Here is a 25,646-nt window from a genome sequence, read left to right as displayed (position 1 = left end):
GATCTCCTGACCGGGCGGCGATCCCGCCCGGTTCTCTCCTGACCTAAATCTGTGGTAAACTCTCCGCGTTTTTCTGTAAGCCTATGTTGAGGTCCATCTGAACGCACCGGCACAGCTCTCTTTGCCACTGTATCTTCCTGACGACGAAACCTTCGCAAGTTTCTGGCCGGGTGATAATCCTTCCCTACTTGCTGCCCTCCAGAACGTACTGCGCCAGGAACACAGCGGGTACATTTATATCTGGTCACGTGAAGGGGCAGGTCGCAGCCACCTGTTACACGCCGCCTGCGCCGAGCTTTCCCAGCGCGGGGATGCGGTGGGCTACGTGCCGCTGGATAAACGGACGTGGTTTGTGCCCGAGGTACTGGAGGGGATGGAACAGCTGGCGCTGGTCTGCATTGATAATATTGAATGCGTCGCCGGGGATGAGCCCTGGGAAATGGCCATCTTTAATCTCTACAACCGGATCCTGGAATCAGGCAAAACCCGACTGCTGATCACCGGCGATCGGCCGCCGCGGCAGCTGAATCTTGGTCTGCCGGACCTCGCCTCACGGCTGGACTGGGGGCAGATCTATAAGCTGCAGCCGCTGTCGGATGAAGACAAACTGCAGGCGCTGCAGCTACGCGCCAGACTGCGCGGCTTCGAGATGCCGGAAGACGTGTGCCGCTTCCTGCTGAAGCGGCTGGATCGCGAGATGCGCTCGCTGTTTATGACCCTCGATCAGCTGGATCACGCCTCGATTACCGCCCAGCGCAAGCTGACGATCCCCTTCGTGAAAGAGATCCTTAAGCTCTAGTCCGCCAGTGGGGCCAGCTCCTGCTCCGTCAGTCCGGTCAGATGAGCGACCAGATCGCGCGCCAGGCCACAGTGTAGCATGGCGGCGGCGATACGCTGTGCCTCTTCTTTCCGGCCTTCCTGTCGCCCCTGCGCCAGTCCCCGCTCCAGTCCCTGTTGCTCGAGATATTCCGCAATCGTCATCAACGTCTCCTTATGTTGCGGCGTACGTAACGCCAGTTCGCGTATGAACTTGATCGGCTCGCGCGTATTGCCTGCCTGCACCAGATAGTGCATCAGGGCTTGTACCTGCGATTGTGTCGCCAGTCCAGTCAATAATAATTCGCTCAGCTTGTCGAGGAGCTGCGCCAGATCGCGTTGTCGAATATGTTTTTGCAGTAACTCCAGCGTTGCCATGCGCTGGTGGGTGGCAATGTCGTCATCCGGAATGACGGTAATGTCCGCCAGCGGAAACGCTTCGTGATAAAGACGGCTGGCCAGTTCCGGGGCGGCGAATTCATCGAGCCAGCGTAGAGAGTATGGGTAGGGGCTGGCCAGACCGTGGTAGAAGAGGACAGGGATCACCAGCGGTAGTTGATCGTGACCGGCATCGAGATGACGCTGCATGGCGGCGATGGCATAGCGCATCAGACGAAAGGCCATATGCCGGTCGGGCGTGCTCTGGTGTTCGATAAGCGCATAAATATAACCGTCTCCCGCCGTGGTTTTCAGGGAATACAAAATGTCGGCATAAAAGGGGCGCAGATCGTCTTCGACAAAATGCCCCGACTCGAGATGCAGCGTACGCAGATCGCATACTTTAAGCAGCGTTTCGGGCAGATACAGTTGCAGGAAATCGCGGGCGGTATCGGGATGGGAGAGGTAGGTTTTAAACACCGCGTCATGGGGCGTGGAGGTCGGTTTTTTCATGTTCATCCGTCCAGTGGATTGAGCGATAGATGAACAGTAGCATCGTCCGGCGGGCGGGAGGGATTGGCGTGGAAGATCTGGAATCGGCCACGTAAAAAAAAGCGCCGCGAAAGCGCGGCGCAGGTGGGTTAGCTTACGATCTCAAGGACCTGCTCCGGCGGGCGGCCAATACGCGCCTGGCCGCGGCTGACGACGACAGGGCGTTCAATGAGCTTAGGATTGTCGACCATCGCCTGAATCAGCGCCGCGTCGCTAAGCGCCTGGTCGGCAAGATTGAGCGATTTGTACAGATCCTCCTTCTGGCGCATGAGCTCGCGGGGGCTCTCCATACCCAGCAGCTGCAGCAGCTCACGCAGCGTATCGGCATCCGGCGGTGTGTCGAGATAAAGCACCACCTGTGGATCGATGCCGCGGCTCTGCAGCAGGCTCAGCGTTTCGCGGCTCTTCGAGCAGCGTGGGTTATGGTAAATTGTTACCGCGTCGGTCATGGGGTCTCCTTACATTTTTTGATAGGGGCGGAAGCGGGCCTGCAGATCGCGTAGCTGGTCGATACGGGCATCGTAACGCGCCTGCTGCAGGCTACCAAGTTTCACCTGCGAGCTGGCGCTGCTGAGCAGGGAAATCGCCTGTTCCAGCTGACCGACGAGCGCCATGCTTTCTGCCCGCGCCGCCAGCTCCTGGTCGCGATTGCCCAGCGCACCTTCCGCCTGGGCCAGCAGATCCCAGCCGTTGCCATCCTCTTTATTGGTAAAGGTATACCGGTTCAGAATGGTCGCCGCTTCCCCGGGCTGTCCACCCTGCAGTAAGGCGTTGGCCAGGTTCAGCTGCAGTACCGGATTGGTGCGCAGCTCGCGGGCGTTTTTAAGGCGATTGATGGCGTCGCTGGTTTTCTTCTGCCCGAGGTCGATATCCGTGGCCAGGTCGAGATACCAGGCATTTTGCGGGTCGGCGCTGAGCAGCGGCTGCAGCGTTTTGCGTGCCTGGTCAAAGTTGTTGCTTTCCATCGCCAGCAGAGCGCGACCATACTGGGCGGCATGCTGTTGGCGAATATTGCCCTTATCCCAGGCGTTCAGCAGATCGGTGCCCAGCTTGTTGTCGCCGTTGGTGTACATCCCGAGGGTACGCGCCTTCGCCAGATAGAAGTCCGCTGAGGACTGTACCACCACCGGGCGCATCTGGTTGGCGCGGTTACGGGCATCGGCCAGTCGGCTTTCCGGCAGGGGGTGGGTGAGCAGCATTTCCGGCGGTCGCGTCGAGTAGCGCGACTCGTCAAGCAGTTTACCCATAAACATCGGCATAGCCTGTGGGTCGAATCCCGAGCGTTGCAGAACCTGAATGCCAATCCGGTCGGCCTCTTCTTCGTTCTGGCGGGTGAAGCTGATCATGCCCTGTTGGGTACCGGCCAGCGTCCCGGTCAGCGCCGCCATCCCGGCCTGCGGGCTGGCCATCGCCAGCAGAATCGAACCCAGGGCACCGACCCAGGTGAGCGGCGCATTGCGCTTCTGATCTTCCATCGCGCGGGCGAGATGCCGCTGCGTAACGTGGGAGATTTCGTGCGCCATGACAGAGGCCAGTTCGCTCTCATTATCAGAGTAGCGGAACAGGGCGGAGTGGAGGACCACGTTGCCGCCAAAGAAGGCGAAGGCGTTGATTTGGTCGTTATTAATCAAATAGAAATGGAACGGGGTGCGCACTGAGTTGGCGTGTGCCACCAGACGCATGCCCAGCCCGTTGATATATTGCACCAGCAGGGGATCGTTAATCAGCGGCGCACTGCCGCGCAGCTGGCGCACATAGTAATCCCCCATCTGCATTTCCTGACCAATCGACAGCGTGCTTCCTGCAGAGGTCCCCATGTCCGGCAGCGTATCTGCGGAGTCAGCAAAAGCAGGGCCTATCGAACCCAGCGTCAGCGAGGCGATGACGGTCGCCACCAGCGTTTTCTTCAACTGCCTGAACATAACCTCTGTCCTGTAATGTGGGTGTGCCAGTTTGACCGATTGTGCGACGCAATGTTCCCTGGCCGCATCCCAGCGAGTTTAGCTGGCGTTGGCCGCCTTGAAAATATGATCTTCACGGCGGAGAACGGTTTGTCTGCGGCGCATCAAAAAGCGAAGTCTTTTTTGTGACATTTCGATACAATTCCCCGGATTGTCGCCGCTTGGCCCTTCAGGGAAGGTTTTATGCTTGAGATGTTAATGCAGTGGTACCGCCGTCGATTCAGCGACCCTGAGGCGATAGCGCTGCTGGTTATTTTGCTTGCCGGTTTCGGCATCATGTTCTTTTTCAGCGGTCTGTTAGCGCCGTTACTGGTGGCTATCGTACTGGCCTATCTGCTGGAGTGGCCGACGGTTCGTCTGGAACGGATTGGCCTGTCGCGCACCTGGGCCACCTCGCTGGTGCTGATCCTCTTTGTGGGCATCCTGCTATTGCTGGCCTTTGTGGTGATGCCGGTGGCCTGGCAGCAGGGGATCTATCTCATCCGCGATATGCCGGGTATGCTCAACAAACTCTCTGATTTTGCCGCTACGCTGCCGCGGCGCTATCCGGCGTTAATGGATGCCGGCATCATCGATGCTATGGCGGAAAATATGCGCAATCGGATGTTGACGGTGGGCGACTCGGTAGTGAAGTACTCTCTGGCCTCGCTGGTGGGGCTGCTTACCCTGGCGGTCTATTTGGTGCTGGTGCCGCTGATGGTCTTCTTCCTGTTGAAGGATAAAGAGCAGATGCTCAACGCGGTGCGCCGCGTACTGCCGCGTAATCGTGGCCTCGCCGGGCAGGTCTGGAAGGAGATGAATCAGCAGATCACCAACTACATTCGCGGCAAGGTGCTGGAGATGATTGTCGTCAGCGTCGCCACCTGGATCGGCTTTATTCTCTTTGGCCTCAACTACTCGCTGCTGCTGGCGGTGCTGGTGGGCTTCTCGGTGCTGATCCCCTATATCGGCGCGTTTGTGGTGACCATTCCGGTGGTGGGGGTGGCGCTGTTTCAGTTTGGCGCTGGCACCGAGTTCTGGAGCCTGTTCGCGGTCTATCTGATTATTCAGGGGCTGGACGGCAACCTGCTGGTCCCGGTGCTGTTCTCGGAAGCGGTCAATTTACACCCGCTGGTGATTATCCTGTCGGTGGTGATCTTTGGCGGGTTGTGGGGGTTCTGGGGCGTCTTCTTCGCCATTCCGCTGGCCACGCTGATTAAAGCGGTAGTGCATGCCTGGCCGGATGGCCTGGTGGTTGACGACGACTGACGTGTTCGGGATAAAAAAGACGCCGGGTGAGGATCTCCTCCCCCGGCGTCTTGCTCTGCATCAGGCGTTTTCTTTCAGCCAGTTCAGCACCACGTCGTGGTGATTGCTGGTCTTGAAGTCATCAAAGACGTGTTCGATTTTGCCATCGGCATCGACGAGGAAACTAATACGGTGAATACCGTCGTAGGTTTTCCCCATGAAGGATTTTTCGCCCCAGACGCCAAACTGCTCGCAAACCTGATGGTTTTCATCAGACAGCAGCGTGAAGTTCAGCAGCTCTTTCTCGGCGAAACGGGAGAGCTTTTCCGGTTTATCGGTGCTGATGCCCAGCACTTCTACACCGGCTTTCTTCAGGTCGTCCATATTATCGCGCAAGCCGCACGCCTGGACGGTGCAGCCCGGGGTCATGGCTTTCGGGTAAAAATAAACCAGGACACGTTGTCCCTGGAAGTCGGTTAAATTTACTTCCTCGCCGTCCTGGTCCGGTAAGCTAAATTTCGGTGCGATATCACCGGCTTTCAGTGGGGTCATGGGTTAAACTCCATCCTGTTCATCATGCTGTGAATAATTAACGATGTTAATACTGCCTTGTGCGTTCAGTTCTGTACATAGGGCTTTGAACGCTTGTTCGATATTTGCTGCATTTTGCGTCGCAGGACTGTGGGCAGTTATCTGGATAAAAAGCTGCGCGGAATCGCCGTCTCCCGGCTGAGTGCGGGACACCAGTTCCGCAATATTCATATTCCAGGTATCGCACAGGGCAGTGAAGCGCTCGATGATATGCGGTGAGTCCGGCACCTCAACCTGGACCCAAACGGTGTTTGGCATGGCCTGCGGCGGGCGCGCAGTGGTGCGTTTCATCACGATCAACAATTCCAGCTCCGCACCTTTCAGCGGCAGGGTTGATTCGATCAGGTTAATCGCATTCCACGACCCGGAAAGCAGCATGATAAACGTAAACTCATCACCGAGCATGGCCAGCCGGCTGTCTTCGATATTACAACCGCAGCTGCTGACGTGGCGAGTGATCGTATTCACGATGCCGGGACGGTCAGCCCCCAGGGCGGTAATAACCAGATAGTGTTGTAATGAGGCTGTCAAACCTGTTCTTCCTTTAAAAAGGTGAGGTAACATTAGGAAAGCATAAAAAAAACCGCCATACAACATCCCTGATGGCGTCGGGTCTCTTGCTTTTATTGCAGCTCCAAACGTAACATTGAGAATCTTGTCGCACTTCTGCTCTGAGGATGGCCCATGTTCACGGGAAGTATTGTAGCGCTTGTCACGCCGATGGATGAAAACGGTAATGTCTGCCGGACAAGCCTGAAAAAACTGATTGATTACCATGTCGCCAACGGAACCTCGGCGATCGTTTCGGTAGGGACTACCGGTGAATCCGCAACGCTGAGCCATGAAGAGCATGGCGACGTAGTGATGATGACGCTGGAACTGGCCGACGGGCGTATTCCAGTTATCGCTGGCACGGGAGCCAATGCAACCGCAGAGGCGATTAGCCTGACCAAACGTTTTAACGACAGCGGTGTTGTCGGCTGCCTGACGGTCACTCCTTATTATAACCGCCCGACCCAGGAAGGCCTGTTCCAGCACTTTAAAGCTATCGCTGAACATACTGACCTGCCGCAAATTCTGTATAATGTGCCGTCCCGTACCGGTTGCGATATGCTGCCGGAAACCGTTGGCCGTCTGGCGGAAATTAAAAATATTGTCGGTATTAAGGAAGCTACAGGGAACTTAAGTCGCGTTCACCAGATCAAAGAGCTGGTTTCAGACGACTTTATTCTGCTGAGCGGTGACGATGCGACCGGTATGGACTTCATGCAGCTCGGCGGCGTGGGCGTGATTTCCGTCACCGCCAACGTGGCGGCGCGCGAAATGGCCGACATGTGCCGTCTGGCGCTGGCGGGTCAATTTGCCGAAGCGCGTGCGATTAATCAGCGTCTGATGCCACTGCATACAAAATTATTTGTCGAACCCAATCCTATCCCGGTGAAATGGGGATGCAAGGCGTTGGGTCTTGTGGCGACCGATACGCTGCGCTTGCCGATGACGCCCATCACCGACCATGGTCGTGAAGCCGTCACCGCCGCGCTGAAGCATGCCGGTTTGCTGTAAAGTTTAGGGAGATTTGATGGCTTACTCAGTACAGAAGTCGCGCCTGGCGAAGGTTGCGGGTGTTTCGCTGGTTCTACTCCTCGCGGCCTGTAGTTCCGACTCGCGCTATAAGCGTCAGGTGAGCGGTGATGAGGCCTATTTACAGGCGTCACCGTTGAGCGAACTTCACGCGCCGGCGGGGATGATCCTGCCGATTCAGGTGGGCGATTACAACATTCCGGTGGCCAACAGCACCGGCGCGGTGGGCAAAGCGCTGGACATTCGCCCGCCGGCGCAGCCGCTGGCGTTGGTCAGCGGTGCGCGGACCCAGTTTAATGGCGATACCGCGACGCTGATGGTTGAGAACGGCCGCAGCGGCTCGCTGTGGGCGCAGGTCACCAGTATCCTTCAGTCGAAGAACTACGTTATCGCGAAACGCGATGATGCGAGCCAGACGCTGAACACCGACTGGGTTGAGTGGAACCGCCTTGATGAAGATCAGCAGTATCGCGGTCGTTATCAAATCTCCGTCAAACCGCAGGGCTATCAGCAAGCGGTGGTCGTTAAGCTGGTGAATCTGGAGCAGGCGGGTAAACCGGTTGCCGATCCGGCGTCACTGCAGCGCTACAGCACCGCCATGCTGAACGTCATTTCTGAAGGCCTTGATGCGAGCGCCACCAGCGCCCAGAACGCGGCCCAGCGCAGTGCTGGCGCCACCTTCGACGTGCAGAGCGCTGCCGATGACACCGGCCTGCCGATGCTTGTCGTTCGCGCGCCGTTTAACATGGTGTGGCAACGTCTGCCGGGCGCCCTCGAAAAAGTGGGAATGAAAGTGACCGACAGCACGCGCTCTCAGGGCAGCATGGCGCTGACCTACAAGCCGCTGTCTGACAGCAGCTGGCAGGAGCTGGGCGCACGTGACCCGCAGCTGGCCTCCGGTGACTACAAACTGCAGGTCGGTGACCTCGATAACCGCAGTAGCCTGCAGTTCATCGACCCGAAAGGTCACACTCTGACGCAGTCGCAAAATGACGCCCTGGTAGCCGTATTCCAGGCCGCATTTAACAAGTAATCAAAAGGGCTGGAGCAATCCGGCCCTTTTAATATATAGTGACGCAAACGTGTGCGTATACACATCATCCTTCAAATTGCCTCTTTGTTGGCCGCCTTCGTTCACCCCAGTCACTTACTTTTGTAAGCTCCTGGGGATTCGCTCAGTTGCCGCCTCGATGCACTTTGAATGATTTTGTGTATAGGTGGAAACGTATTTTTAGGCTCAATATCACTGGAGTAGTGAAAGATGAAAAAGCAAGCTGAGTTGTATCGTGGTAAGGCGAAGACAGTATACAGCACCGATAATCCGGACCTGCTGGTACTGGAATTCCGTAACGATACGTCAGCAGGTGATGGCGCGCGCATCGAGCAGTTCGATCGTAAAGGCATGGTGAATAACAAGTTCAACCATTTCATTATGAGCAAACTGGCAGAAGCGGGCATCCCTACCCAGATGGAAGCGCTGCTTTCCGATACCGAATGTCTGGTGAAAAAACTGGATATGGTGCCGGTAGAGTGCGTGGTGCGTAACCGTGCGGCAGGCTCGCTGGTAAAACGTTTAGGCATTGAAGAAGGTATCGAGCTGAACCCGCCGCTGTTCGACCTGTTCCTGAAAAACGATGCTATGCACGATCCGATGGTCAACGACTCCTACTGCGAAACCTTCGGCTGGGTAAGCAAAGAAAATCTAGCGCGGATGCGCGAGCTGACCTACAAAGCCAACGACGTGCTGAAAAAGCTGTTCGATGACGCCGGTCTGATTCTGGTGGACTTTAAGCTGGAGTTTGGTCTGTTCAAAGGCGAAGTGGTGCTGGGCGACGAGTTTTCGCCGGACGGCAGCCGTCTGTGGGATAAAAATACCCTCGATAAAATGGACAAAGACCGCTTCCGCCAGAGCCTTGGCGGCCTGATCGAAGCCTACGAAGAAGTGGCTCACCGCCTGGGCGTTAAGCTCGACTAACCCGCCCGCCGCCAGAAGATGGCCTCATCTTCTGGCGTCTCTTGCTGTTTCCTGTGGTAATCCTGCGCTGAACCGCCTACGATCTCTGCTATTGATACATAACAGGGAATGAGGTGCTTATGCGCTGGCAAGGGCGTCGCGAAAGCGACAATGTTGAAGATCGACGTGGTCAATCAGGCTCGCCGTTTGGCGGCAGCGGGGGCGGCGGTTTCCGTCTGCCGAGCGGGAAGGGCGGCATTGTACTGCTGATTATTGTGCTGGTGGCGGGCTACTACGGCGTGGATTTGACCGGCATGCTGACCGGGGAGCCGATGCCGCAGCAGCAGACCTCCACGCAGCGCTCCATCAGTCCGAAAGACGATGAAGCGGCGAAGTTTACTTCCGTCATTCTGGCCACCACCGAAGATACCTGGGGACCGATCTTTGAAAAGATGGGCCGCCAGTACCCCCAGCCAAAACTGGTGCTCTACCGCGGCGCGACACGTACCGGCTGCGGCACCGGTCAGTCGGTGATGGGGCCGTTCTACTGTCCTGCCGACAGCACGGTCTATATCGACCTGTCCTTCTACGATGAGATGAAAAATAAACTGGGCGCCGACGGCGACTTTGCTCAGGGGTACGTCATTGCTCATGAGGTGGGCCACCACGTGCAAAAACTGCTGGGCATTGAGCCGAAAGTTCGCCAGCAACAGCAGCATGCCACCGAGGCCGAAGCCAACCGTCTGTCGGTTAAGATGGAGCTGCAGGCGGACTGCTTCGCCGGCGTCTGGGGCCATAATATGCAGCAGCAGGATATTCTGGAAACCGGCGATCTGCAGGAGGCGCTGAACGCTGCCGAAGCCATCGGCGACGACCGTCTGCAGCAGCAGAGCCAGGGGCGCGTGGTACCGGACAGCTTTACCCACGGCACGTCAAAACAGCGCTACACCTGGTTCAAACGCGGTTTCGACAGCGGCGATCCGGCGCAGTGCAATACCTTCGGCAGCGCGCTGTAATCGCCACCGATGATGGACGCGCTGCTTGACCTCACCGCGCAGATGGCGCGGGAGGGGATCCGTCGCCTGCTGGTGCTCAGCGGCGATGAGGCCTGGACGCTGCAGCAGGCGCAGGCGCTACGGGAGCGGCTCGGCGGCGATGGTCTGTGGGTAGGCTCCGATCCGGTTTCTGCGCCCTGCGTGGCGCCTGGCGCCCTGAAGACGCTGCTGGGTCGGGAAGTGATGCACGCCTTTTTCGATGCCCGGCGCGGGTGTGACGTGGCGGCCCTGGCGGCCCTGAGCGGTACGCTGCGGGCGGGAAGCTGGCTGGTGCTGCTGACGCCCCCCTTCGCCGACTGGCCGACCCGGGCGGATGAGGACTCCCTGCGCTGGAGCGATACTCCCGACCCTATCGTTACCCCCAACTTTGTTCACCGCTGCTGCCGGCAGTTTATCGCCGATCCGGAGGTGCTGCTCTGGCAGCAGTCGGACCGGCCGCGCTTCCCGCTGGCCGCCCCCCGCCCTGACTGGCATCCCGCCGATGGCCACCCCCAGGCCGAGCAGGCGCTAATCCTTGAGCAACTGTTGCGGCTGCCGCCCGGTATCGCGGCGGTGACGGCAGAGCGCGGGCGAGGGAAATCCGCTCTCGCGGGCATGCTGCTGCGCCAGCTTGGGGGCGAGGCCATCGTCACCGCCCCAACGCGTAGCGCCGTCGAGGTGCTGGCGAGCTTTGCCGGCGAGGCGTTCCGCTTTATGGCGCCCGATGCGCTGTTGGCGTCGCAAGAAACGGCGGCCTGGCTGATTGTCGATGAGGCCGCGTCGATCCCAGCTCCGCTTCTCCGGCAGCTGGTGAGCCGTTTTCCCCGCACGCTACTCACCACGACGGTGCAGGGTTATGAAGGCACCGGTCGCGGATTCCTGCTGAAATTTTGCGCCAGCCTGCCCCGTCTGCTGTCATTCAGCCTGAGCGCCCCGATCCGCTGGGCGGCGGGCTGTCCGCTGGAGTCAGCCATCCGTCAGTTGCTGATCTTTAACGATGAGGCATTTCGCGACGCGCCGACGGGGGAGGTGGTGCTGGAAGCGGTTAATCAGTCCTGCTGGCAATCGCAGCCAGCGCTACCGGAGGCGATGTACCAGCTATTGTCCGGGGCGCACTACCGGACTTCCCCGCTCGATCTGCGGCGCATGATGGATGCCCCCGGCCAGGCTTTTCGCTGCGCTCGCGCCAGCGGCGCGGTGGCGGGCGCGCTATGGCTGGTGGCCGAGGGGGGACTTTCTCCCGAACTTAGTCGGGCGGTGTGGGCAGGGTTTCGCCGGCCGCGCGGGAATCTGGTCGCCCAGTCGCTGGCGGCGCATGGCGGCAGTCCCCTGGCGGCGACGCTGTCCGGGCTGCGGGTCAGTCGGATTGCTGTCCATCCTGCCCGTCAGCGCGAAGGTCTCGGGCAGAAGATGATCGCCAGTATCGCCGCCGATGCCGCGGGCTATGACTATCTGTCCGTCAGCTTCGGCTATACCCCTGAGCTGTGGCGCTTCTGGCAACGCTGCGGGTTTATCCTCGTGCGGCTGGGAACCCATCGCGAGGCCAGCAGCGGCTGCTATACCGCGATGGCTCTGTTCCCGCTGACTGCGGCGGGGCACCAGCTCGCGCAGCGGGAGACGCAGCGGCTGCTGCGGGATGAATATTGGCTTCGCCCGTGGCGGGACGAATCCGCGCCGCTGCCGGCCGTCGCAGACGCTATGCTTAGTGATGAGGACTGGCTGGAAGCGGCGAGCTTTGCTTTCGCCCATCGCCCGCTGGCCGCGGCGCTGGGCTGCCTCAACCGCCTGCTGATGCAGGCCGACATGCCGTTGCCGGCTCTGCGCGGACGTCTGCAGGGGGAAGAGGAAGCCGCGCTGTGTGCTGCGCTGCGGCTGACGGGGCGTAAAGCCCTGCTGGCGAGATGGCGTGTTGAGGCCGCTGACGCCTTGCGCTTCCTCGATGCAGCGCGTGCTGAGGCGCTGCGTCAGCAGGTGGCGCATCTGCAATTATTTTAACTAACTCATTCAGTTAAATGACATGGTCATATCTGGCGAGCGGCGTAAACTGCCCGCATACACTAAGGAGACAGCCATGAAACACGATCATTTTATTGTTCAAAGCCCTGCGACGCCTGCGCAACAGCTGTTGCTGCTGTTTCATGGTGTGGGTGATAACCCAGTCTCTATGGGGCAAATCGGCAGCTGGTTCGCGCCGCAGTTTCCCGATGCGCTAATTGTCAGCATCGGCGGGGTCGAACCTTGCGGTCCCAACGGTCGGCAGTGGTTTTCGGTGCAGGGAGTGACGGAAGAGAATCGTCAGCAGCGCATCGATGCCATTATGCCGACCTTCATTGACATTGTGCGCTACTGGCAGGAGAAAAGCGGCGTCAGTCCACTGGCCACCGCGCTGATCGGTTTCTCTCAGGGGGCGATTATGTCGCTGGAGAGTATCAAAGCGGCGCCAGATCTGGCTTCAAGAGTGATCGCCTTTAATGGCCGCTACGCGACGCTGCCGATGACGGCAACGACGGCCACCACCATTCACCTGATCCACGGGGGGGAAGATCGGGTTATCGACCTGGCGTGGGCGGTGTCGGCTCAGGAGGCATTACAGCAGGCGGGCGGCGACGTGACCTTAGATATTGTTGACGATCTGGGGCATGCCATTGACGATCGCAGCATGCAGTTTGCCATCGAGCGTCTGCGTTATACCGTGCCGAAGCACTATTTTGATGAGGCGCTGAGCGGCAGTACGCCAAAAGGGGACGATATCATCGAAATGCTGTAACCCCGGCGGACGGGGTTACAGGCGGGCAGTACCGCGATAAAGGCAAACTTACGGTTTCTTCGACTGGTCGTGCTTTGGCCAGTCGTCGTCATCGTCCCATTTATCGTTAAAATCGCGGTGCGGCGGCAGATCGGGTTTGTTGTTAAGGAATTTTTTGTGGTCAACGCGGTTCAGATCTTTGATCACGTTGATAATCACCCCCACCAAAAAGACCAGAACCAGAATCCACCAGTGTTTAATAAGCCATTCCATGCGCGCTTCCTCTTTACGTCAATTCGTCAGGCGACCAGCTGTTCCATTATGCGTTGATACATCCGTGCCAACAGCTGCAGGTCGGCGGCGTTCACACATTCATTAATTTTGTGAATGGTTGCGTTCACGGGGCCCAGCTCAACCACCTGCGCCCCCATGCGGGCGATAAACCGACCGTCAGAGGTGCCGCCGTTGGTCAACAGCTGCGGTTTGATCTCATTATAGTGCTCAATTGCGCTCACCACCGCATCCACCAGTTTACCGCGCCCGGTGAGGAACGGCTGGCCGGAGAGCCACCACTCCACGCTGTAACGCAGCTGGTATTTTTCCAGCAGGGCGACCACGCGGGCTTTGATCATCTCGTCCGTCAGTTCCGTACTGAAGCGGAAGTTGAACTGGACGAACATATCGCCGGGGATCACGTTGTTGCTGCCGGTACCGGACTGTACGTTGGCGATCTGCATGCTGGTTGGCGGGAAAAATTCATTGCCTTTATCCCACTCGATATTGACCAGCTCCGCCAGCATCGGCGCCGCGCGATGGACAGGGTTATCGGCAAGGTGCGGATAGGCAACATGGCCCTGCACGCCGTGAATGGTCAGGTTGCAGGTCAGCGAGCCGCGGCGACCATTTTTCACCACATCGCCGACCACTTCGGTACTGGAGGGTTCGCCGACCAGACAGTAATCCAGACGTTCGTTACGCGCCATCAGCGTTTCCACTACTTTGACGGTGCCGTTTTTGGCGCTGGCCTCTTCATCGGAGGTGATCAAAAACGCCAGTCTGCCGCGATGATTCGGGTACTGCGCGACAAAACGTTCCGCCGCCACCACCATCGCTGCCAGCGAGCCTTTCATATCAGCTGCGCCGCGGCCGAACAGCATCCCGTCGCGGATGGTCGGTTCGAACGGGGGGTTGATCCAGCGGTCGGCGTCGCCTGCCGGGACCACGTCGGTGTGGCCGGCGAAGGCCAGCGTCTCGCCGTGGCCGCGCCAGGCCCAGAAATTCTGTGTATCGCCGAAATCCATCGGTTCAACGGTAAAGCCGATCGCACGCAGGCGTTCAATCATTAACGCCTGGCATCCCGCATCATCGGGGCTAAGGGAAGGGCGGCGAATAAGCTGCTGAGCCAGCTCAATGACCGGGCAAGACATAGACTATACCTCGTTAAACTGCTGATAACTTGCTTCACTAAAACCCAGCAGCATAGGACGACCGGGCGCACAGAGCAATGGGCGTTTGATAATCGCCGGTATTTCCAGCATCAATGCGGCGGCGGCGTCGGCATTATCGATGCTGTTGCGCAGCGACTCGTCGAGTTTGCGCCAGGTGGTGCCGCGGGTGTTCAGCAGCGCCTGCCAGCCCAGTTCGGCAATAAAGGTATCCAGTTGCGCGCGGTCAAGGCCATCGGCGCGGTAGTCATGAAACTGATACGCAATCTGATGCGCTTCCAGCCAGCGACGGGCTTTTTTAATGGTATCGCAGTTTTTAATTCCGTACATGGTGAGCATAGATAAACCTTTCACATTCAATTAAGCGGTTAACTCAGATATTTCCGAATATATAAGTCTTACTGAAATAATACGTGATTCAGATGAATAAATATAACTTTTTACCGGGTATCTCATTCAATTGACGGCGTGGTGAAATTTTGCTCATTCGCGGAAGTGATGTGAGGCTATTAACAATATTGCGAAAATGTTGCCTGAGAGTGCTCTGCGTCACATAATTTTTACATACGAAACGGCATAGTGGCGGCAACCAGAGGTTTTATCTCTGTCAGACGTCCACAAGACAATCAGAGCAATAGGGGAGCCCAACTTCCCATCAGCAATGAAGTTATATAGAATCGACCATAATAATAAGAGAGGCTATTATGATTGAACATGAACTGGGGAACTGGAAAGATTTTATTGAAGGCATGCTTCGTAAATAAATTTCCGCAATGTGAGCAGGGGAATAACGCGAAGTAAATAAGCGCGTCATCGTTCTGAACACATAAAGAAGGCGACCTTAAGGGTCGCCTTTTCTGTTATTAAGGCTCGCCGCCAACGCCCGACGGCTTATTGCGGACGCTCCTTCAGCGGAAAGCGGCGACGTACCAGCACAAAAAACAGCGGCACGAAAAAGATGGCCAGCACGGTGGCGGAGATCATCCCGCCCATCACCCCGGTACCGACCGCATGCTGGCTGCCGGAACCGGCCCCGGTGCTGGTCGCCATCGGCAGCACGCCGAAGATAAACGCCAGCGAGGTCATCAGGATAGGGCGCAGGCGCTGACGGCAGGCCGACAGCGTGGCGCTGAGCAGATCCTGGCCTTTCTCGTTCAGCTCGTTGGCGAACTCAACGATCAGAATGGCGTTTTTCGCCGACAGGCCGATCACCGTCAACAGGCCCACCTGGAAGTAAACGTCATTCTCCAGGCCGCGCACCCAGGTCGCCAGCAGGGCGCCAATCACCCCGAGCGGGACCACCAGCATCACCGAGAACGGCACCGACCAGCTCTCGTACAGCGCCGCCAGGCACAGGAACACCACCAGCAGCGAAATCGCGTACAGTGCCGGCGCCTGAGCGCCAGAGAGGCGTTCCTGGTAGGACATGGCGGTCCATTCGAGGCCAAAGCCGGTTGGCAACTGCGCGGCCAGCTTCTCCATCATGTCCATCGCGGTACCGGTACTGATACCCGGCGCCGCCTCACCGACGATCTCCACCGCCGAGTAGCCATTGTAACGCTCCAGCCGCGGCGAGCCGGTCTCCCAGCGCGAGGTGGCGAAGGCCGAGAACGGCACCATCGTGCCGCTGCTGTTGCGGACATACCAGAGATTGATATCGTCAGGCAGCATCCGGTATTTCGCCGCTGCCTGGACGTAGACTTTCTTCACCCGGCCGCGATCCATAAAGTCGTTGACGTAGCTCGACCCCCACGCGGTTTGCAGCGTATCGTTGATGTCGTCAATGGAGACGCCCAGCGCCTGCGCTTTACGCTGATCGATATCGACCTGCAGCTGCGGACTGTCGTCGAGCCCGTTATGGCGGACCCGGGTCAACAGTGGGTTTTTGCCGGCCAGCTCAAGCAGCGTATCGCGTGCCGCCATCAGCGCATCGTGCCCCTTACCGGCGTGATCCTCAAGCTCCATATCGAAGCCTGCCGAACTGCCGAGGCCGCTGATGGCCGGCGGGCTGCTGGCGATGACCCGCGCTTCGTTGATCTGATTAAACGCTTTGGTGGCGCGTTCAATAATGGCAAAGGAGGAGCCGGTTTCCGGGTCGCGCTGGTCCCAGTCTTTGAGACGCACAAACATGCGGGCCACGTTCTGCCCGTTGCCGCCGGGGCCGGAGCCAACGGTAGCGAACACCGACTCGACGTTCTGCTTCTCATTATTGAGGAAGTAATCTTCCGCTTTTTGCACTACTTTCAGCGTCTGCTGCTGAGTAGCGCCGCTCGGCAACTGGACCGAGGTGGTGAACATCCCGCGATCTTCCAGCGGCAGGAACGAGGTGGGCAGATGCAGGAACAGGAACACCATCCCGCCGAGCAGGACGACGTAGATCAGCATCCAGCGCAGCGAGCGGTGAAGAATTTTGCCGACAAAGGTTTCGTAGCGGCTGGCGCTGCGGTTGAAGGTGCGGTTGAACCAGCCGAAGAAGCCTTTTCTTTCATGGGATTCACCTGGCTTAACCGGCTTGAGCAGCGTGGCGCAAAGGGCCGGAGTGAGGATCATGGCCACCAGCACCGAGAGGACCATCGCCGCGACGATAGTGATTGAGAACTGGCGATAGATGGCCCCGGTGGTGCCGCCGAAGAAGGCCATTGGCACAAACACCGCCGACAGCACCATGGCGATCCCCACCAGCGCGCCCTGAATTTGCCCCATCGATTTGCGGGTCGCCTCGCGGGGCGACAGGCCCTCCTCGCTCATGATGCGCTCGACGTTCTCCACTACCACGATGGCGTCATCCACCAGCAGGCCGATCGCCAGCACCATCGCGAACATCGTCAGGGTGTTGATGCTGTAGCCACAGGCATACAGCACCGCAAAGGTGCCCATCAGCACCACCGGCACGGCGATGGTCGGGATCAGGGTGGCGCGGAAGTTCTGCAGGAACAGATACATCACGAGGAAGACCAGCAGGATCGCCTCCAGCAGCGTTTTGACCACATCAGTGATGGAGGCCTTTACGAAGGAGGTTGTCTCGTAGGCGACTTTATATTCCAGACCGTGAGGAAAATACTGCGACAGTTCATTGAGGCGATTGATCACGCGCTCCGCCGTGGCCATTTCGTTGGCGCCGGAAGCAAGCTTAATTCCCAGGCCCGAAGCGGCCTGCCGGTTGTAGCGGCTGAGGTAGTCGTACTTCTCCGCCCCCATCTCGACGGTGGCGACATCGCCCAGCGTCACCTCTGAACCATCCTGATTGACGCGCAGGGTGATATTGCGGAACTGCTCCGGGGTTTGCAGCAGAGATTGCGAGTTGATGGTGGCGTTCAGCGCCTGCTTATCGACCGAAGGCGTCCCGCCAAGCTGGCCGACGGCAATCTGGGCGTTCTGCGAACTGATGGCGTCGGTCACATCCTTGGTGGTCAGCTGGTAGCTATTGAGCTTCGCCGGGTCGAGCCAGATGCGCATTGAGTATTGCGAGCCGTAGGCGTCGATATCCCCCACGCCGTTGACGCGGCTGAGCGGGTCCTGAATGTTACTGGCGACGTAGTCGGCAATATCTTGTTTATCCATGCTGCCGTCGGTGGAGACGAAGGCGAGGGTCAGGATATTGGTGTCGCCGGTTTTGCGCACCGTCACCCCCTGGTTTTGCACTGCCTGCGGCAGTTTACGCATCGCCGACTGCAGCTGGTTCTGAACCTGCTGCACGGCTTCGTCCGGGTCGGTACCGGCGGTGAAGCTGAGGGTGATCGTCGCCTGGCCAGTGGCGCTGCTCTGGGATGACATATACATCAGGTTATCGAGGCCGGTCATATTCTGTTCGATAACCTGGGTGACGGTATTCTCCAGGGTTTGCGCGGAGGCGCCGGGATAGTTGGCGGTGATCCGCACGTTCGGCGGGGCGAGGTCGGGATACTGTTCAACCGGAAGCGACAAAATGGCAAGGGTGCCCGTCAGACATAACAGGATTGCCAGCACCCACGCAAAAATGGGGCGATCGATAAAGAAATTCGCCATCAGAATAAAGACCTCATATGCACATTTTTTTGTTATTGCACAGCCTGTGCCACTTTAGCGCCAGCGCCTCCGGCAATCGTGGAGAAATTAAGGAGATAGTGTAATTTATCATGTTGCTTTTGCCGTATCGTAAAGAAACCTCGAACTTTCCTGCCAGCAGGCAGTGAGCCTGCTTTGCAGCCTCAGACAGGCGCATTATCCCTTGCCGGTGTGAAACCTCATTTCATTTAAGTCAAAAAAATTGATCCAAAACGGATTCTCTCCAGAAAAAGTTTATCCTGGGCATTTGGACATTGTTCCGGCGCCGTCTTGTCGGGTAATAAATAGTCATGCGCATTGAGGGGTTATTCACCAAGAAGACAAAAGGAAGCCATGAACCACTTTATTTTGAGCGATAGTCGAAAATGTATCGGCTGCCAGGCCTGCGAAGTGGCCTGCGTAATGGCGCATAACGAGGAGCAACACGTGCTGACCCCGCAGCGCTTTTTACCTCGTATCACCGTCATCAAAGCGGCGGGCCAGCGTAACGCTATCACCTGCCGCCACTGTGAAGACGCCCCCTGCGTCCGCAGTTGCCCCAACGACGCCATTGCCCAGTCCGGCGACAGCGTTCAGGTCAGTCAGGAGAAATGCATTGGCTGTAAATCCTGCATGGTGGCCTGCCCGTTCGGGGTGATGCAGGTGGTGGTGACGCCGCAGGCTGCGGGCCTGGTAAAGGCCAGCGCGCAGAAATGCGATCTGTGCCAGGGCCGCGAGGCGGGACCGGCCTGTGTGGAAAACTGTCCCGCGCAGGCACTGACCCTCGCCGACGATGAGACGTTGACCGCGCTGGCGAAGCAGCGGCGACTGCGCTCGGCATGCCAGGAGGTGCAGCCGTGGCAGCGCGGTACGCCGACCTGCAGCCAGCCCAATGTTGGCGCGAAGGTCAGGCAAATGGCGATGACGCCGCCGCGCGGGGAGCCGGATAAGCTGGCGGCGAAGGCGCGTAAGAGCCACTTTGAGGAGATCTATCAGCCGTTCACCCCGGCGCAGGCGCAGCAGCAGGCCGCCCGCTGCCTCACGTGTGGGGAACACAGTATTTGCGAATGGACCTGCCCGCTGCATAACCATATCCCGCAGTGGGTCGAGCTGGTTAAGGCGGGGGATATCGCCGCCGCGGTCGCGCTTTCCCATCAGACCAACTGCCTGCCGGAGATCACCGGTCGCGTCTGCCCCCAGGACCGGCTGTGTGAAGGTGCCTGCACCCTGCGCGATGAAAGCGGCGCAGTCACCATCGGCAACATTGAGCGCTATATTTCCGACCAGGCGCTGGCCAGCGGCTGGCGTCCGGACCTCTCGCAGGTTAAGCCGAGCGGTAAGCGGGTGGCGATTATCGGCGCCGGGCCGGCCGGGCTGGCCTGCGCCGATGTGCTGGTGCGTCACGGCGTCCAGCCGGTGGTTTTTGACCGTCATCCGGAGATTGGCGGTCTGCTGACCTTCGGCATCCCGGCGTTCAAGCTGGATAAATCGCTGCTGGCCCGGCGGCGGGCCATTTTCAGCGAGATGGGTATCCGCTTTGAGCTCAATTGCGAGGTGGGGAAAGATATCCCCATGGCGACGCTGCTGGCCGACTATGACGCGGTGTTCGTCGGCGCCGGAACCTATCGCTCCATGAAGGCGGGGTTGCCGAACGAAGAGGCCCCCGGCGTTTACGATGCGCTGCCGTTCCTCATTGCCAACACCAAACAGGTGATGGGGCTGGCGGCATCGGCTCAGGAGCCTTATATCAACACTGCCGGGCTGAACGTCGTCGTGCTGGGCGGCGGCGATACAGCGATGGACTGCGTGCGCACCGCGCTGCGTCACGGCGCCCGCCAGGTGACCTGCGCCTATCGGCGGGATGAAGCCAACATGCCGGGCTCGAAAAAAGAGGTCAAAAACGCCCGCGAAGAGGGGGCGGTCTTTGAGTTTAACGTCCAGCCGGTGACCCTGGAGCTGGACGAAAGCGGGCGAGTGAACGGGGTACGCTTTTTGCGCACCGAGCTGGGCGCCCCGGACGCGGGAGGAAGACGCCGCCCGACGCCGATCCCCGGCAGTGAGTTTGTTATGCCGGCGGATGCGGTGATCATGGCCTTTGGCTTCCACCCGCACCGCATGCCCTGGCTGGAAGCGGCGGGCGTGGCGCTGGACAGCCAGGGGCGCATCAAAGCCGGCGTCGAGAGCCGTTACCGTTACCAGACCAGTCAGGAGAAGATCTTTGCCGGCGGCGATGCCGTGCGCGGCGCAGACCTTGTAGTGACGGCGATGGCGGAAGGCCGTCACGCGGCGCAGGGGATTTTGGACTATCTGGCGCTGAAAACGACGCCGCTTCACTGACGACAAACCCGGCCCCGCAGCGTAGTATGAGGGCGTCCTTTTACGCTGTGGGGTCGGTATGTCACTCAATATTCACGTCATTAAAGATAAAATCCTCTCTGAGAACTGGTTCGTACTACGCAACATGACTTATGAGCTAACGCGGGCGGACGGCAGCGTCGTGCGCCATAAGCGCGAAGTCTACGATCGCGGCAATGGCGCCACCGTACTGCTGTATAACCGCCATAAGCAGACGGTGGTCCTGGTGCGGCAGTTCCGGGTCGCCACCTGGGTCAATGGCAATCATGACGGCATGCTGATTGAAACCTGCGCCGGGCTGCTGGACAACGACGAGCCGGAAGCCTGCATTCGTAAAGAGGCGGTGGAAGAGACCGGCTACGAAGTGGGCGAGGTGCGTAAGCTGTTTGAGCTGTTTATGTCGCCAGGGGGCGTCACCGAAGTGGTGCATTTCTTTATCGCCGAGTACAGCGACGCGCAGCGAACCACCAGCGGCGGCGGGGTGGATGATGAAGCCATCGAGGTGCTGGAGCTGCCTTTTAGCCAGGCGCTGCAGATGGTCGCTGACGGTGAGATCCGCGACGGTAAGGCGGTCATCCTGCTGCAGTATCTGCAAACCTCCGGCCTGATGTCGGGGAACTCTGACAAATCCGATTGAGTAAGCGGCTGCCGTTGTCCAGGATAGGCGCCGTGGTCGGGTTTATCTGGGGTCGGGCGGTTCATGCTTTTTCGCATCATTTTTTTCCTCTTTCTGGCGGTGCTGCCTTGCTCGCAGGCATGGTCGGCACCGACGCAGCAGCGCTTCAACGACTGGCAGGTCACCTGTAACAACCAAAATTTCTGCGTCACCCGTAACGTGGGGCTGCATTATGGGCTGGTGATGACCCTCAGCCGCAGCGCCGGAGCAGTGACTGACGCCAGCCTGCGTATCGAACTGGGGGGCACCGGTAATCCGGTGGCGACGCTAGCGCCGATAGCGCCGCGCCTGCTGCTGGATGGCAAACCGGTGTCCCTGACCGACAAGCGCTGGCACATTGAAGATAAGCTCATTAAAACCGCCGACAGCGTGACGATCGATGCATTTCTCCAGCAGGTTCAGGAGGGGAAAGCTCTCTCGCTGGCCAATGGCCTGCAGAGCATCTCCCTGCAGGGGTTGAAAGCGGCTCTGTTTTTTATCGACGATCGGCAAAAGCGGGTAGGCAGTGAAACGGCCTGGGTCGGCAAAGGGGAAGAGCCGCCGCTCAGCGTACCGCCGGCCCCGGCGCTGCGCGCAGTGGCGACCGCGGAAACAGCGCAGTCGCCGCTGGGGCGTGAGGAGCTCAACGATCTGATGGACTACGGTAATGAGCGGATGACCAACAGCAACTGCTCCCTCGATCCCTTCCGCCGTGAAATTCGCGTTACTGCGCTGACGGATGACAAAGTGCTGCTGATGACCAGCTGCGAATCCGGCGCGTACAACACCGTCTGGCTGGCCTGGCTGGTCTCCCGCCAGCGGCCCTATGTCGCCCGTCAGGTGCGGCTGACGCTGCCGTTTCAGCCGCCGGGCGAGGCACCGCGGGAGATCGAGCTTATCAACGCCAGCTACGATGATCGCCGCCATGAGCTGGTGACCCTGGATAAAGGCCGCGAGGCCGGCGATTGCGGGATCCAGACCCGCTGGCGTTTTGACGGCCAGCGGTTCAGTCTCTCCCGCTACGCGCAGCAGCCGACGTGTGATAACTGGCAGGGGCCAGACGCCTGGCCCACGCTGTGGATCACCCGTTAAGCACCTGCTCCGCGGTGGCGACGATATGGTCGACCGTAAAGCCAAAGAACGGAAACAGCTGCTCTGCCGGGGCGGATTCGCCATAGCCGGTCATGCCGACGATCTTGCCTTTTAAGCCGACATATTTATACCAGTAGTCCGCTATCCCGGCCTCGACCGCCACCCGCGCGCTGACGTCCGACGGCAGCACCGACTCGCGCCAGGCCTCATCCTGGGCATCAAACACATCGGTGGAAGGGAGCGAGACGACCCGCACATTCACCCCGTTCGCCAACAGTTTTTCTGCGGCCAGCACAGTGATCTCCACTTCCGAGCCGGTGGCGATGAGGATCAGGTCGGGCTTCCCGCCGGCATCTTTCAGCACGTAGCCTCCCCGGGCAATAGCCTGCACCTGTTCCGGGGTGCGCGGCATCTGCGCCAGGTTTTGCCGCGACAGGATCAGCGCCGTTGGTCCGTTCTGGCGCGCAATGGCCGCCTGCCAGGCGACGGCGGTCTCCACCTGGTCGCAGGGGCGCCAGGTGCTGAAGTTGGGCGTCAGTCGCAGACTGGCCAGCTGTTCCACCGCCTGGTGCGTCGGGCCATCTTCCCCGAGACCGATGGAGTCATGGGTATAGACCATGATCTGCCGGGCCTTCATCAGGGCCGCCATGCGCGCGGCGTTGCGGGCGTATTCCACAAACATCAGGAAGGTCGAGGTATACGGAATGAAGCCCCCGTGCAGGGCGATGCCGTTGGCCACCGCGGTCATGCCAAATTCGCGCACGCCGTAGTGGATATAGTTGCCCGCAGGATCGTCTTTAATCGATGTCGAGCCAGACCAGATGGTCAGGTTACTCGGCGCAAGATCCGCCGAACCGCCCAGCAGTTCCGGGAGATGCGGGCCGTAGGCGTTCAGCGCGTTTTGCGAGGCCTTGCGGCTGGCGATTTTCGCCGGCTCGGCCTGCAGTTTCGCCACGTAGTCGCGGGCGGTCGCGGCAAAGTCTTCCGGCAGGGTGCCATCCATGCGGCGAGTCAGCTCAGCGGCCAGCTCCGGAAACTGCTGCTGGTAGGCGGCGAATTTCTCGTTCCAGGCGTGCTCGGCTTTTTCGCCGCGCGGACGCGCATCCCAGCCCTGATAGATCTCTTTCGGGATCTCGAAGGGCGGATATTTCCAGCCCAGCTGCTGGCGGGCCAGGGCCACCTCTTTTTCGCCCAGCGCCGCGCCGTGAGACTCTTCCGACCCCGCTTTGTTGGGCGAACCGAAGCCGATGATGGTCCGACAGATAATCAGCGACGGCTTATCTTTCACCGCCTGCGCTTCCGCAATGGCCTGTTTAATGGCCTGCGGATCGTGACCATCAATGTCACCGATCACATGCCAGTGATAGGCGCGGAAGCGTTCGGCCGTATCATCGGAAAACCAGCCTTCGGTTTTGCCGTCGATGGAGATGCCGTTGTGATCGTAAAAACCGATCAGCTTACCCAGTCCGAGCGTACCGGCCAGCGAACAGGCCTCATGGGAGATCCCCTCCATCAGACAGCCATCGCCCATGAAAACCCAGGTGTGATGGTCGATAATCTCATGACCGGGGCGGTTAAACTGTGCCGCCAGGGTGCGTTCGGCGATGGCCATGCCGACGGCGTTCGCCAGCCCCTGGCCCAGCGGGCCGGTGGTGGTCTCCACCCCGGGGGTATAGCCATGCTCCGGGTGGCCCGGCGTTTTTGAGTGCAACTGACGGAACTGCTTGAGTTCTGACAGCGGCAGATCGTAGCCGGTCAGGTGCAACAGGCTGTAGAGCAGCATCGACGCGTGGCCGTTGGACAGAATAAAGCGGTCGCGGTCCACCCAGCCAGGGTTCTGCGGATTGTGCTTGAGAAAATCGTTCCACAGCACTTCGGCAATGTCTGCCATCCCCATTGGCGCACCGGGGTGGCCGGAATTGGCTTTCTGCACCGCGTCCATACTCAGGGCGCGGATGGCGTTGGCAAGCTCTCTTCGGGACATAGTTTTCTCCGTGAGACTAAAGTGACAGTTTGGCGGCAAGCAGATCTTCCAGTTTGCGCTGATCGACGGCGAACAGGCGGATCCCCTCCGCCAGCTTTTCGACCGCCATCGGGTCCTGATTATGTTCCCAGCGGAACTCCGCCTCGCTGAGCGGCACCGGGCGCGGCAGGATCTGGCTGGCAGGGATCAGTTTGCGCACCACCGGGGCGTCGCTGGCCTGCAGCTCTTTTAACAAGGGCGGGGCGATGGTCAGCCGGTCGCAGCCGACCAGGGCGAGGATCTGTTCGGTGCGGCGGAAGCTGGCGCCCATCACGATGGTGGTGTATTTATGCTGTTTGAAGTAGTCATAGATATTGCGCACCGATTTCACCCCCGGATCTTCCTCCACCACGTAAGGATCCAGCGGCTTACGCGCCTGATACCAGTCATAAATACGCCCGACGAAAGGGGAGATCAGATAGACCCCGGCTTCGGCGCAGGCCCGGGCCTGGGCGAAGGAAAACAGCAGCGTCAGGTTGCAGTGGATGCCTTCTTTTTCCAGCGTCTCGGCGGCGCGGATCCCCTCCCAGGTGGATGCCAGTTTGATCAGGATCCGCGACTTATCAATGCCCATCTCCTGATACAGCGCCACCAGATGGCGCGCCTTCTCGATGCTCTTCTCCCGGTTGAAGGAGAGCCGGGCGTCCACCTCGGTGGAGACCCGGCCCGGAATGCTTTTGAGGATCTCCGCGCCAAAATTGACCGCCAGCTTATCGCAGGCGTGAGTCACCTGCGCTTCACGGCCGCCTCCTTGCTTTTTCGCCCAAGCGATGGCGTCGTCAATGAGTCCGCTATAGGACGCCAGGCCGGCGGCCTTCAGCAGCAGGGAGGGGTTAGTGGTGGCATCTTCCGGATGATAGTGGCGAATGGATTCGATGTCGCCGCTGTCGGCGACCACGGTGGTGAACTGCTTGATGCTGTCTAGCTGATTCATAGATAAGTCCTCCTGGAACAAGGTGTTACATGAGTGCTTGCCGGTATGCGGTATAAATAGTGATGAGGTACATAACCAAAAAGCATAGCAGACGGGGCTATTATTGGCGGCGAATCCGGGTAACATAACCGCTATAAATTGATAACAACCAGATCATAGCGATGGCCAGAGTTTGGCGGTGTTCAAAGTTTATCGCCCCGCCAGGAGGGATACTGTCTGCCACTGAAAGGTGAACGACAGGATGGTCATCACGCTTTTCCCCTACGAACGATACGTGAA

Annotated in this window: 24 protein-coding genes; 13 read left to right on the top strand and 11 right to left on the bottom strand. The window is 59.1% G+C overall.

Annotated features, from left to right (window positions below; genetic code table 11):
* Window positions 1-97: 97 nt before the first annotated feature.
* The gene (locus HMPREF3142_RS25490; protein ID WP_020947395.1) at window positions 98-799 is read left to right on the top strand and encodes a DnaA inactivator Hda; all 702 of its coding nucleotides are present in this window, start codon (window positions 98-100) and stop codon (window positions 797-799) included.
* Here the strand turns inward: HMPREF3142_RS25490 and HMPREF3142_RS25485 are convergent.
* From HMPREF3142_RS25485 to bepA, 3 genes are all read right to left on the bottom strand, one after another.
* Window positions 796-1,707 carry an Rpn family recombination-promoting nuclease/putative transposase gene (locus HMPREF3142_RS25485; RefSeq protein WP_077270074.1) on the bottom strand — a complete coding sequence of 304 codons (912 nt, stop codon included), beginning with the start codon at window positions 1,705-1,707 and terminating at the stop codon, window positions 796-798. The genes HMPREF3142_RS25490 and HMPREF3142_RS25485 overlap by 4 nt on opposite strands.
* A 128-nt stretch (window positions 1,708-1,835) precedes the next feature.
* Window positions 1,836-2,195 (bottom strand): arsenate reductase (glutaredoxin), encoded by a 360-nt coding sequence (gene arsC / locus HMPREF3142_RS25480; protein WP_048267952.1) that lies wholly within the window; start codon window positions 2,193-2,195, stop codon window positions 1,836-1,838.
* A 9-nt stretch (window positions 2,196-2,204) separates the two neighbouring features.
* Window positions 2,205-3,668 carry a beta-barrel assembly-enhancing protease gene (bepA, locus tag HMPREF3142_RS25475; protein ID WP_008803831.1) on the bottom strand — a complete coding sequence of 488 codons (1,464 nt, stop codon included), beginning with the start codon at window positions 3,666-3,668 and terminating at the stop codon, window positions 2,205-2,207.
* Window positions 3,669-3,719: 51 nt separating this feature from the next.
* On the opposite strand from bepA, the gene HMPREF3142_RS29620 reads away from it, so the two are divergent.
* Both HMPREF3142_RS29620 and HMPREF3142_RS25470 read left to right on the top strand, forming a co-directional pair.
* Window positions 3,720-3,836, top strand: coding sequence for a hypothetical protein (locus HMPREF3142_RS29620; protein ID WP_012540910.1), 117 nt, complete (start codon window positions 3,720-3,722; stop codon window positions 3,834-3,836).
* 54 nt (window positions 3,837-3,890) lie between these two features.
* Window positions 3,891-4,955 carry an AI-2E family transporter gene (locus HMPREF3142_RS25470; protein WP_012540911.1) on the top strand — a complete coding sequence of 355 codons (1,065 nt, stop codon included), beginning with the start codon at window positions 3,891-3,893 and terminating at the stop codon, window positions 4,953-4,955.
* A gap of 60 nt (window positions 4,956-5,015) precedes the next feature.
* Here HMPREF3142_RS25470 and bcp read toward each other — a convergent pair whose 3' ends face one another.
* Both bcp and HMPREF3142_RS25460 read right to left on the bottom strand, forming a co-directional pair.
* Window positions 5,016-5,486, bottom strand: a complete 471-nt coding sequence (gene bcp / locus HMPREF3142_RS25465) for a thioredoxin-dependent thiol peroxidase (RefSeq protein WP_008803833.1) — start codon at window positions 5,484-5,486, stop codon at window positions 5,016-5,018.
* Between the two features lie 3 nt (window positions 5,487-5,489).
* On the bottom strand, window positions 5,490-6,056 hold the full coding sequence (locus HMPREF3142_RS25460; protein WP_002913804.1) for a glycine cleavage system transcriptional repressor: 567 nt from the start codon (window positions 6,054-6,056) through the stop codon (window positions 5,490-5,492).
* Between the two features lie 153 nt (window positions 6,057-6,209).
* Here HMPREF3142_RS25460 and dapA point away from each other — a divergent pair, with 153 nt between their 5' ends.
* From dapA to ypfH, 6 genes are all read left to right on the top strand, one after another.
* Entirely contained in the window at window positions 6,210-7,088 is an 879-nt protein-coding gene (dapA, locus tag HMPREF3142_RS25455) for a 4-hydroxy-tetrahydrodipicolinate synthase (protein ID WP_002913803.1), read from the top strand.
* A 16-nt stretch (window positions 7,089-7,104) separates the two neighbouring features.
* The gene (gene bamC, locus HMPREF3142_RS25450; protein ID WP_008803834.1) at window positions 7,105-8,139 is read left to right on the top strand and encodes an outer membrane protein assembly factor BamC; all 1,035 of its coding nucleotides are present in this window, start codon (window positions 7,105-7,107) and stop codon (window positions 8,137-8,139) included.
* Between the two features lie 228 nt (window positions 8,140-8,367).
* Window positions 8,368-9,081: a phosphoribosylaminoimidazolesuccinocarboxamide synthase gene (gene purC / locus HMPREF3142_RS25445; RefSeq protein ID WP_002913801.1), complete on the top strand. Its 714-nt coding sequence runs from the start codon at window positions 8,368-8,370 to the stop codon at window positions 9,079-9,081.
* Window positions 9,082-9,200: 119 nt separating this feature from the next.
* Complete coding sequence (locus tag HMPREF3142_RS25440) at window positions 9,201-10,076, top strand: KPN_02809 family neutral zinc metallopeptidase (protein ID WP_012540912.1); 876 nt, start codon at window positions 9,201-9,203, stop codon at window positions 10,074-10,076.
* A gap of 9 nt (window positions 10,077-10,085) precedes the next feature.
* Entirely contained in the window at window positions 10,086-12,089 is a 2,004-nt protein-coding gene (locus HMPREF3142_RS25435) for a tRNA(Met) cytidine acetyltransferase TmcA (protein WP_070612859.1), read from the top strand.
* Between the two features lie 76 nt (window positions 12,090-12,165).
* The gene (ypfH, locus tag HMPREF3142_RS25430; protein WP_008803836.1) at window positions 12,166-12,861 is read left to right on the top strand and encodes an esterase; all 696 of its coding nucleotides are present in this window, start codon (window positions 12,166-12,168) and stop codon (window positions 12,859-12,861) included.
* A 48-nt stretch (window positions 12,862-12,909) separates the two neighbouring features.
* On the opposite strand, the gene HMPREF3142_RS25425 is transcribed toward ypfH, so the two are convergent.
* Genes HMPREF3142_RS25425 through HMPREF3142_RS25415 form a run of 3 tightly spaced genes read right to left on the bottom strand, consistent with a single transcriptional unit; the run spans window position 12,910 to window position 14,624 of the window.
* Window positions 12,910-13,113: a YpfN family protein gene (locus HMPREF3142_RS25425; RefSeq protein WP_002913768.1), complete on the bottom strand. Its 204-nt coding sequence runs from the start codon at window positions 13,111-13,113 to the stop codon at window positions 12,910-12,912.
* A 26-nt stretch (window positions 13,114-13,139) separates the two neighbouring features.
* Entirely contained in the window at window positions 13,140-14,267 is a 1,128-nt protein-coding gene (gene dapE / locus HMPREF3142_RS25420) for a succinyl-diaminopimelate desuccinylase (RefSeq protein WP_070612858.1), read from the bottom strand.
* A 3-nt stretch (window positions 14,268-14,270) separates the two neighbouring features.
* On the bottom strand, window positions 14,271-14,624 hold the full coding sequence (locus tag HMPREF3142_RS25415) for an ArsC family reductase (RefSeq protein ID WP_070612856.1): 354 nt from the start codon (window positions 14,622-14,624) through the stop codon (window positions 14,271-14,273).
* 365 nt (window positions 14,625-14,989) lie between these two features.
* On the opposite strand from HMPREF3142_RS25415, the gene ypfM reads away from it, so the two are divergent.
* On the top strand, window positions 14,990-15,049 hold the full coding sequence (gene ypfM, locus HMPREF3142_RS29190; RefSeq protein WP_100181659.1) for a protein YpfM: 60 nt from the start codon (window positions 14,990-14,992) through the stop codon (window positions 15,047-15,049).
* Between the two features lie 127 nt (window positions 15,050-15,176).
* On the opposite strand, the gene acrD is transcribed toward ypfM, so the two are convergent.
* Window positions 15,177-18,290 carry a multidrug efflux RND transporter permease AcrD gene (gene acrD / locus HMPREF3142_RS25410; RefSeq protein ID WP_008803839.1) on the bottom strand — a complete coding sequence of 1,038 codons (3,114 nt, stop codon included), beginning with the start codon at window positions 18,288-18,290 and terminating at the stop codon, window positions 15,177-15,179.
* A gap of 372 nt (window positions 18,291-18,662) precedes the next feature.
* Here acrD and aegA point away from each other — a divergent pair, with 372 nt between their 5' ends.
* The 3 genes from aegA (at window position 18,663) to HMPREF3142_RS25395 (ending at window position 22,410) form a co-directional block, all read left to right on the top strand.
* On the top strand, window positions 18,663-20,645 hold the full coding sequence (gene aegA / locus HMPREF3142_RS25405) for a formate-dependent uric acid utilization protein AegA (protein ID WP_070612854.1): 1,983 nt from the start codon (window positions 18,663-18,665) through the stop codon (window positions 20,643-20,645).
* Window positions 20,646-20,703: 58 nt separating this feature from the next.
* Window positions 20,704-21,300, top strand: coding sequence for a GDP-mannose pyrophosphatase NudK (nudK, locus tag HMPREF3142_RS25400; RefSeq protein WP_002913754.1), 597 nt, complete (start codon window positions 20,704-20,706; stop codon window positions 21,298-21,300).
* A gap of 63 nt (window positions 21,301-21,363) precedes the next feature.
* Window positions 21,364-22,410: a DUF1176 domain-containing protein gene (locus HMPREF3142_RS25395; protein ID WP_008803841.1), complete on the top strand. Its 1,047-nt coding sequence runs from the start codon at window positions 21,364-21,366 to the stop codon at window positions 22,408-22,410.
* Here the strand turns inward: HMPREF3142_RS25395 and tkt are convergent.
* Window positions 22,400-24,394, bottom strand: coding sequence for a transketolase (gene tkt, locus HMPREF3142_RS25390; RefSeq protein WP_008803842.1), 1,995 nt, complete (start codon window positions 24,392-24,394; stop codon window positions 22,400-22,402). The two genes, HMPREF3142_RS25395 and tkt, sit on opposite strands and share 11 nt — an antisense overlap.
* Window positions 24,395-24,410: 16 nt before the next feature.
* Entirely contained in the window at window positions 24,411-25,367 is a 957-nt protein-coding gene (tal, locus tag HMPREF3142_RS25385; protein ID WP_008803843.1) for a transaldolase, read from the bottom strand.
* Window positions 25,368-25,646 lie beyond the last annotated feature (279 nt).

The sequence above is a fragment of the Klebsiella sp. HMSC16C06 genome, assembly GCF_001808325.1.
Lineage (GTDB): Bacteria > Pseudomonadota > Gammaproteobacteria > Enterobacterales > Enterobacteriaceae > Klebsiella > Klebsiella variicola.
This window is presented reverse-complemented; position numbering and strand designations above follow the sequence as displayed.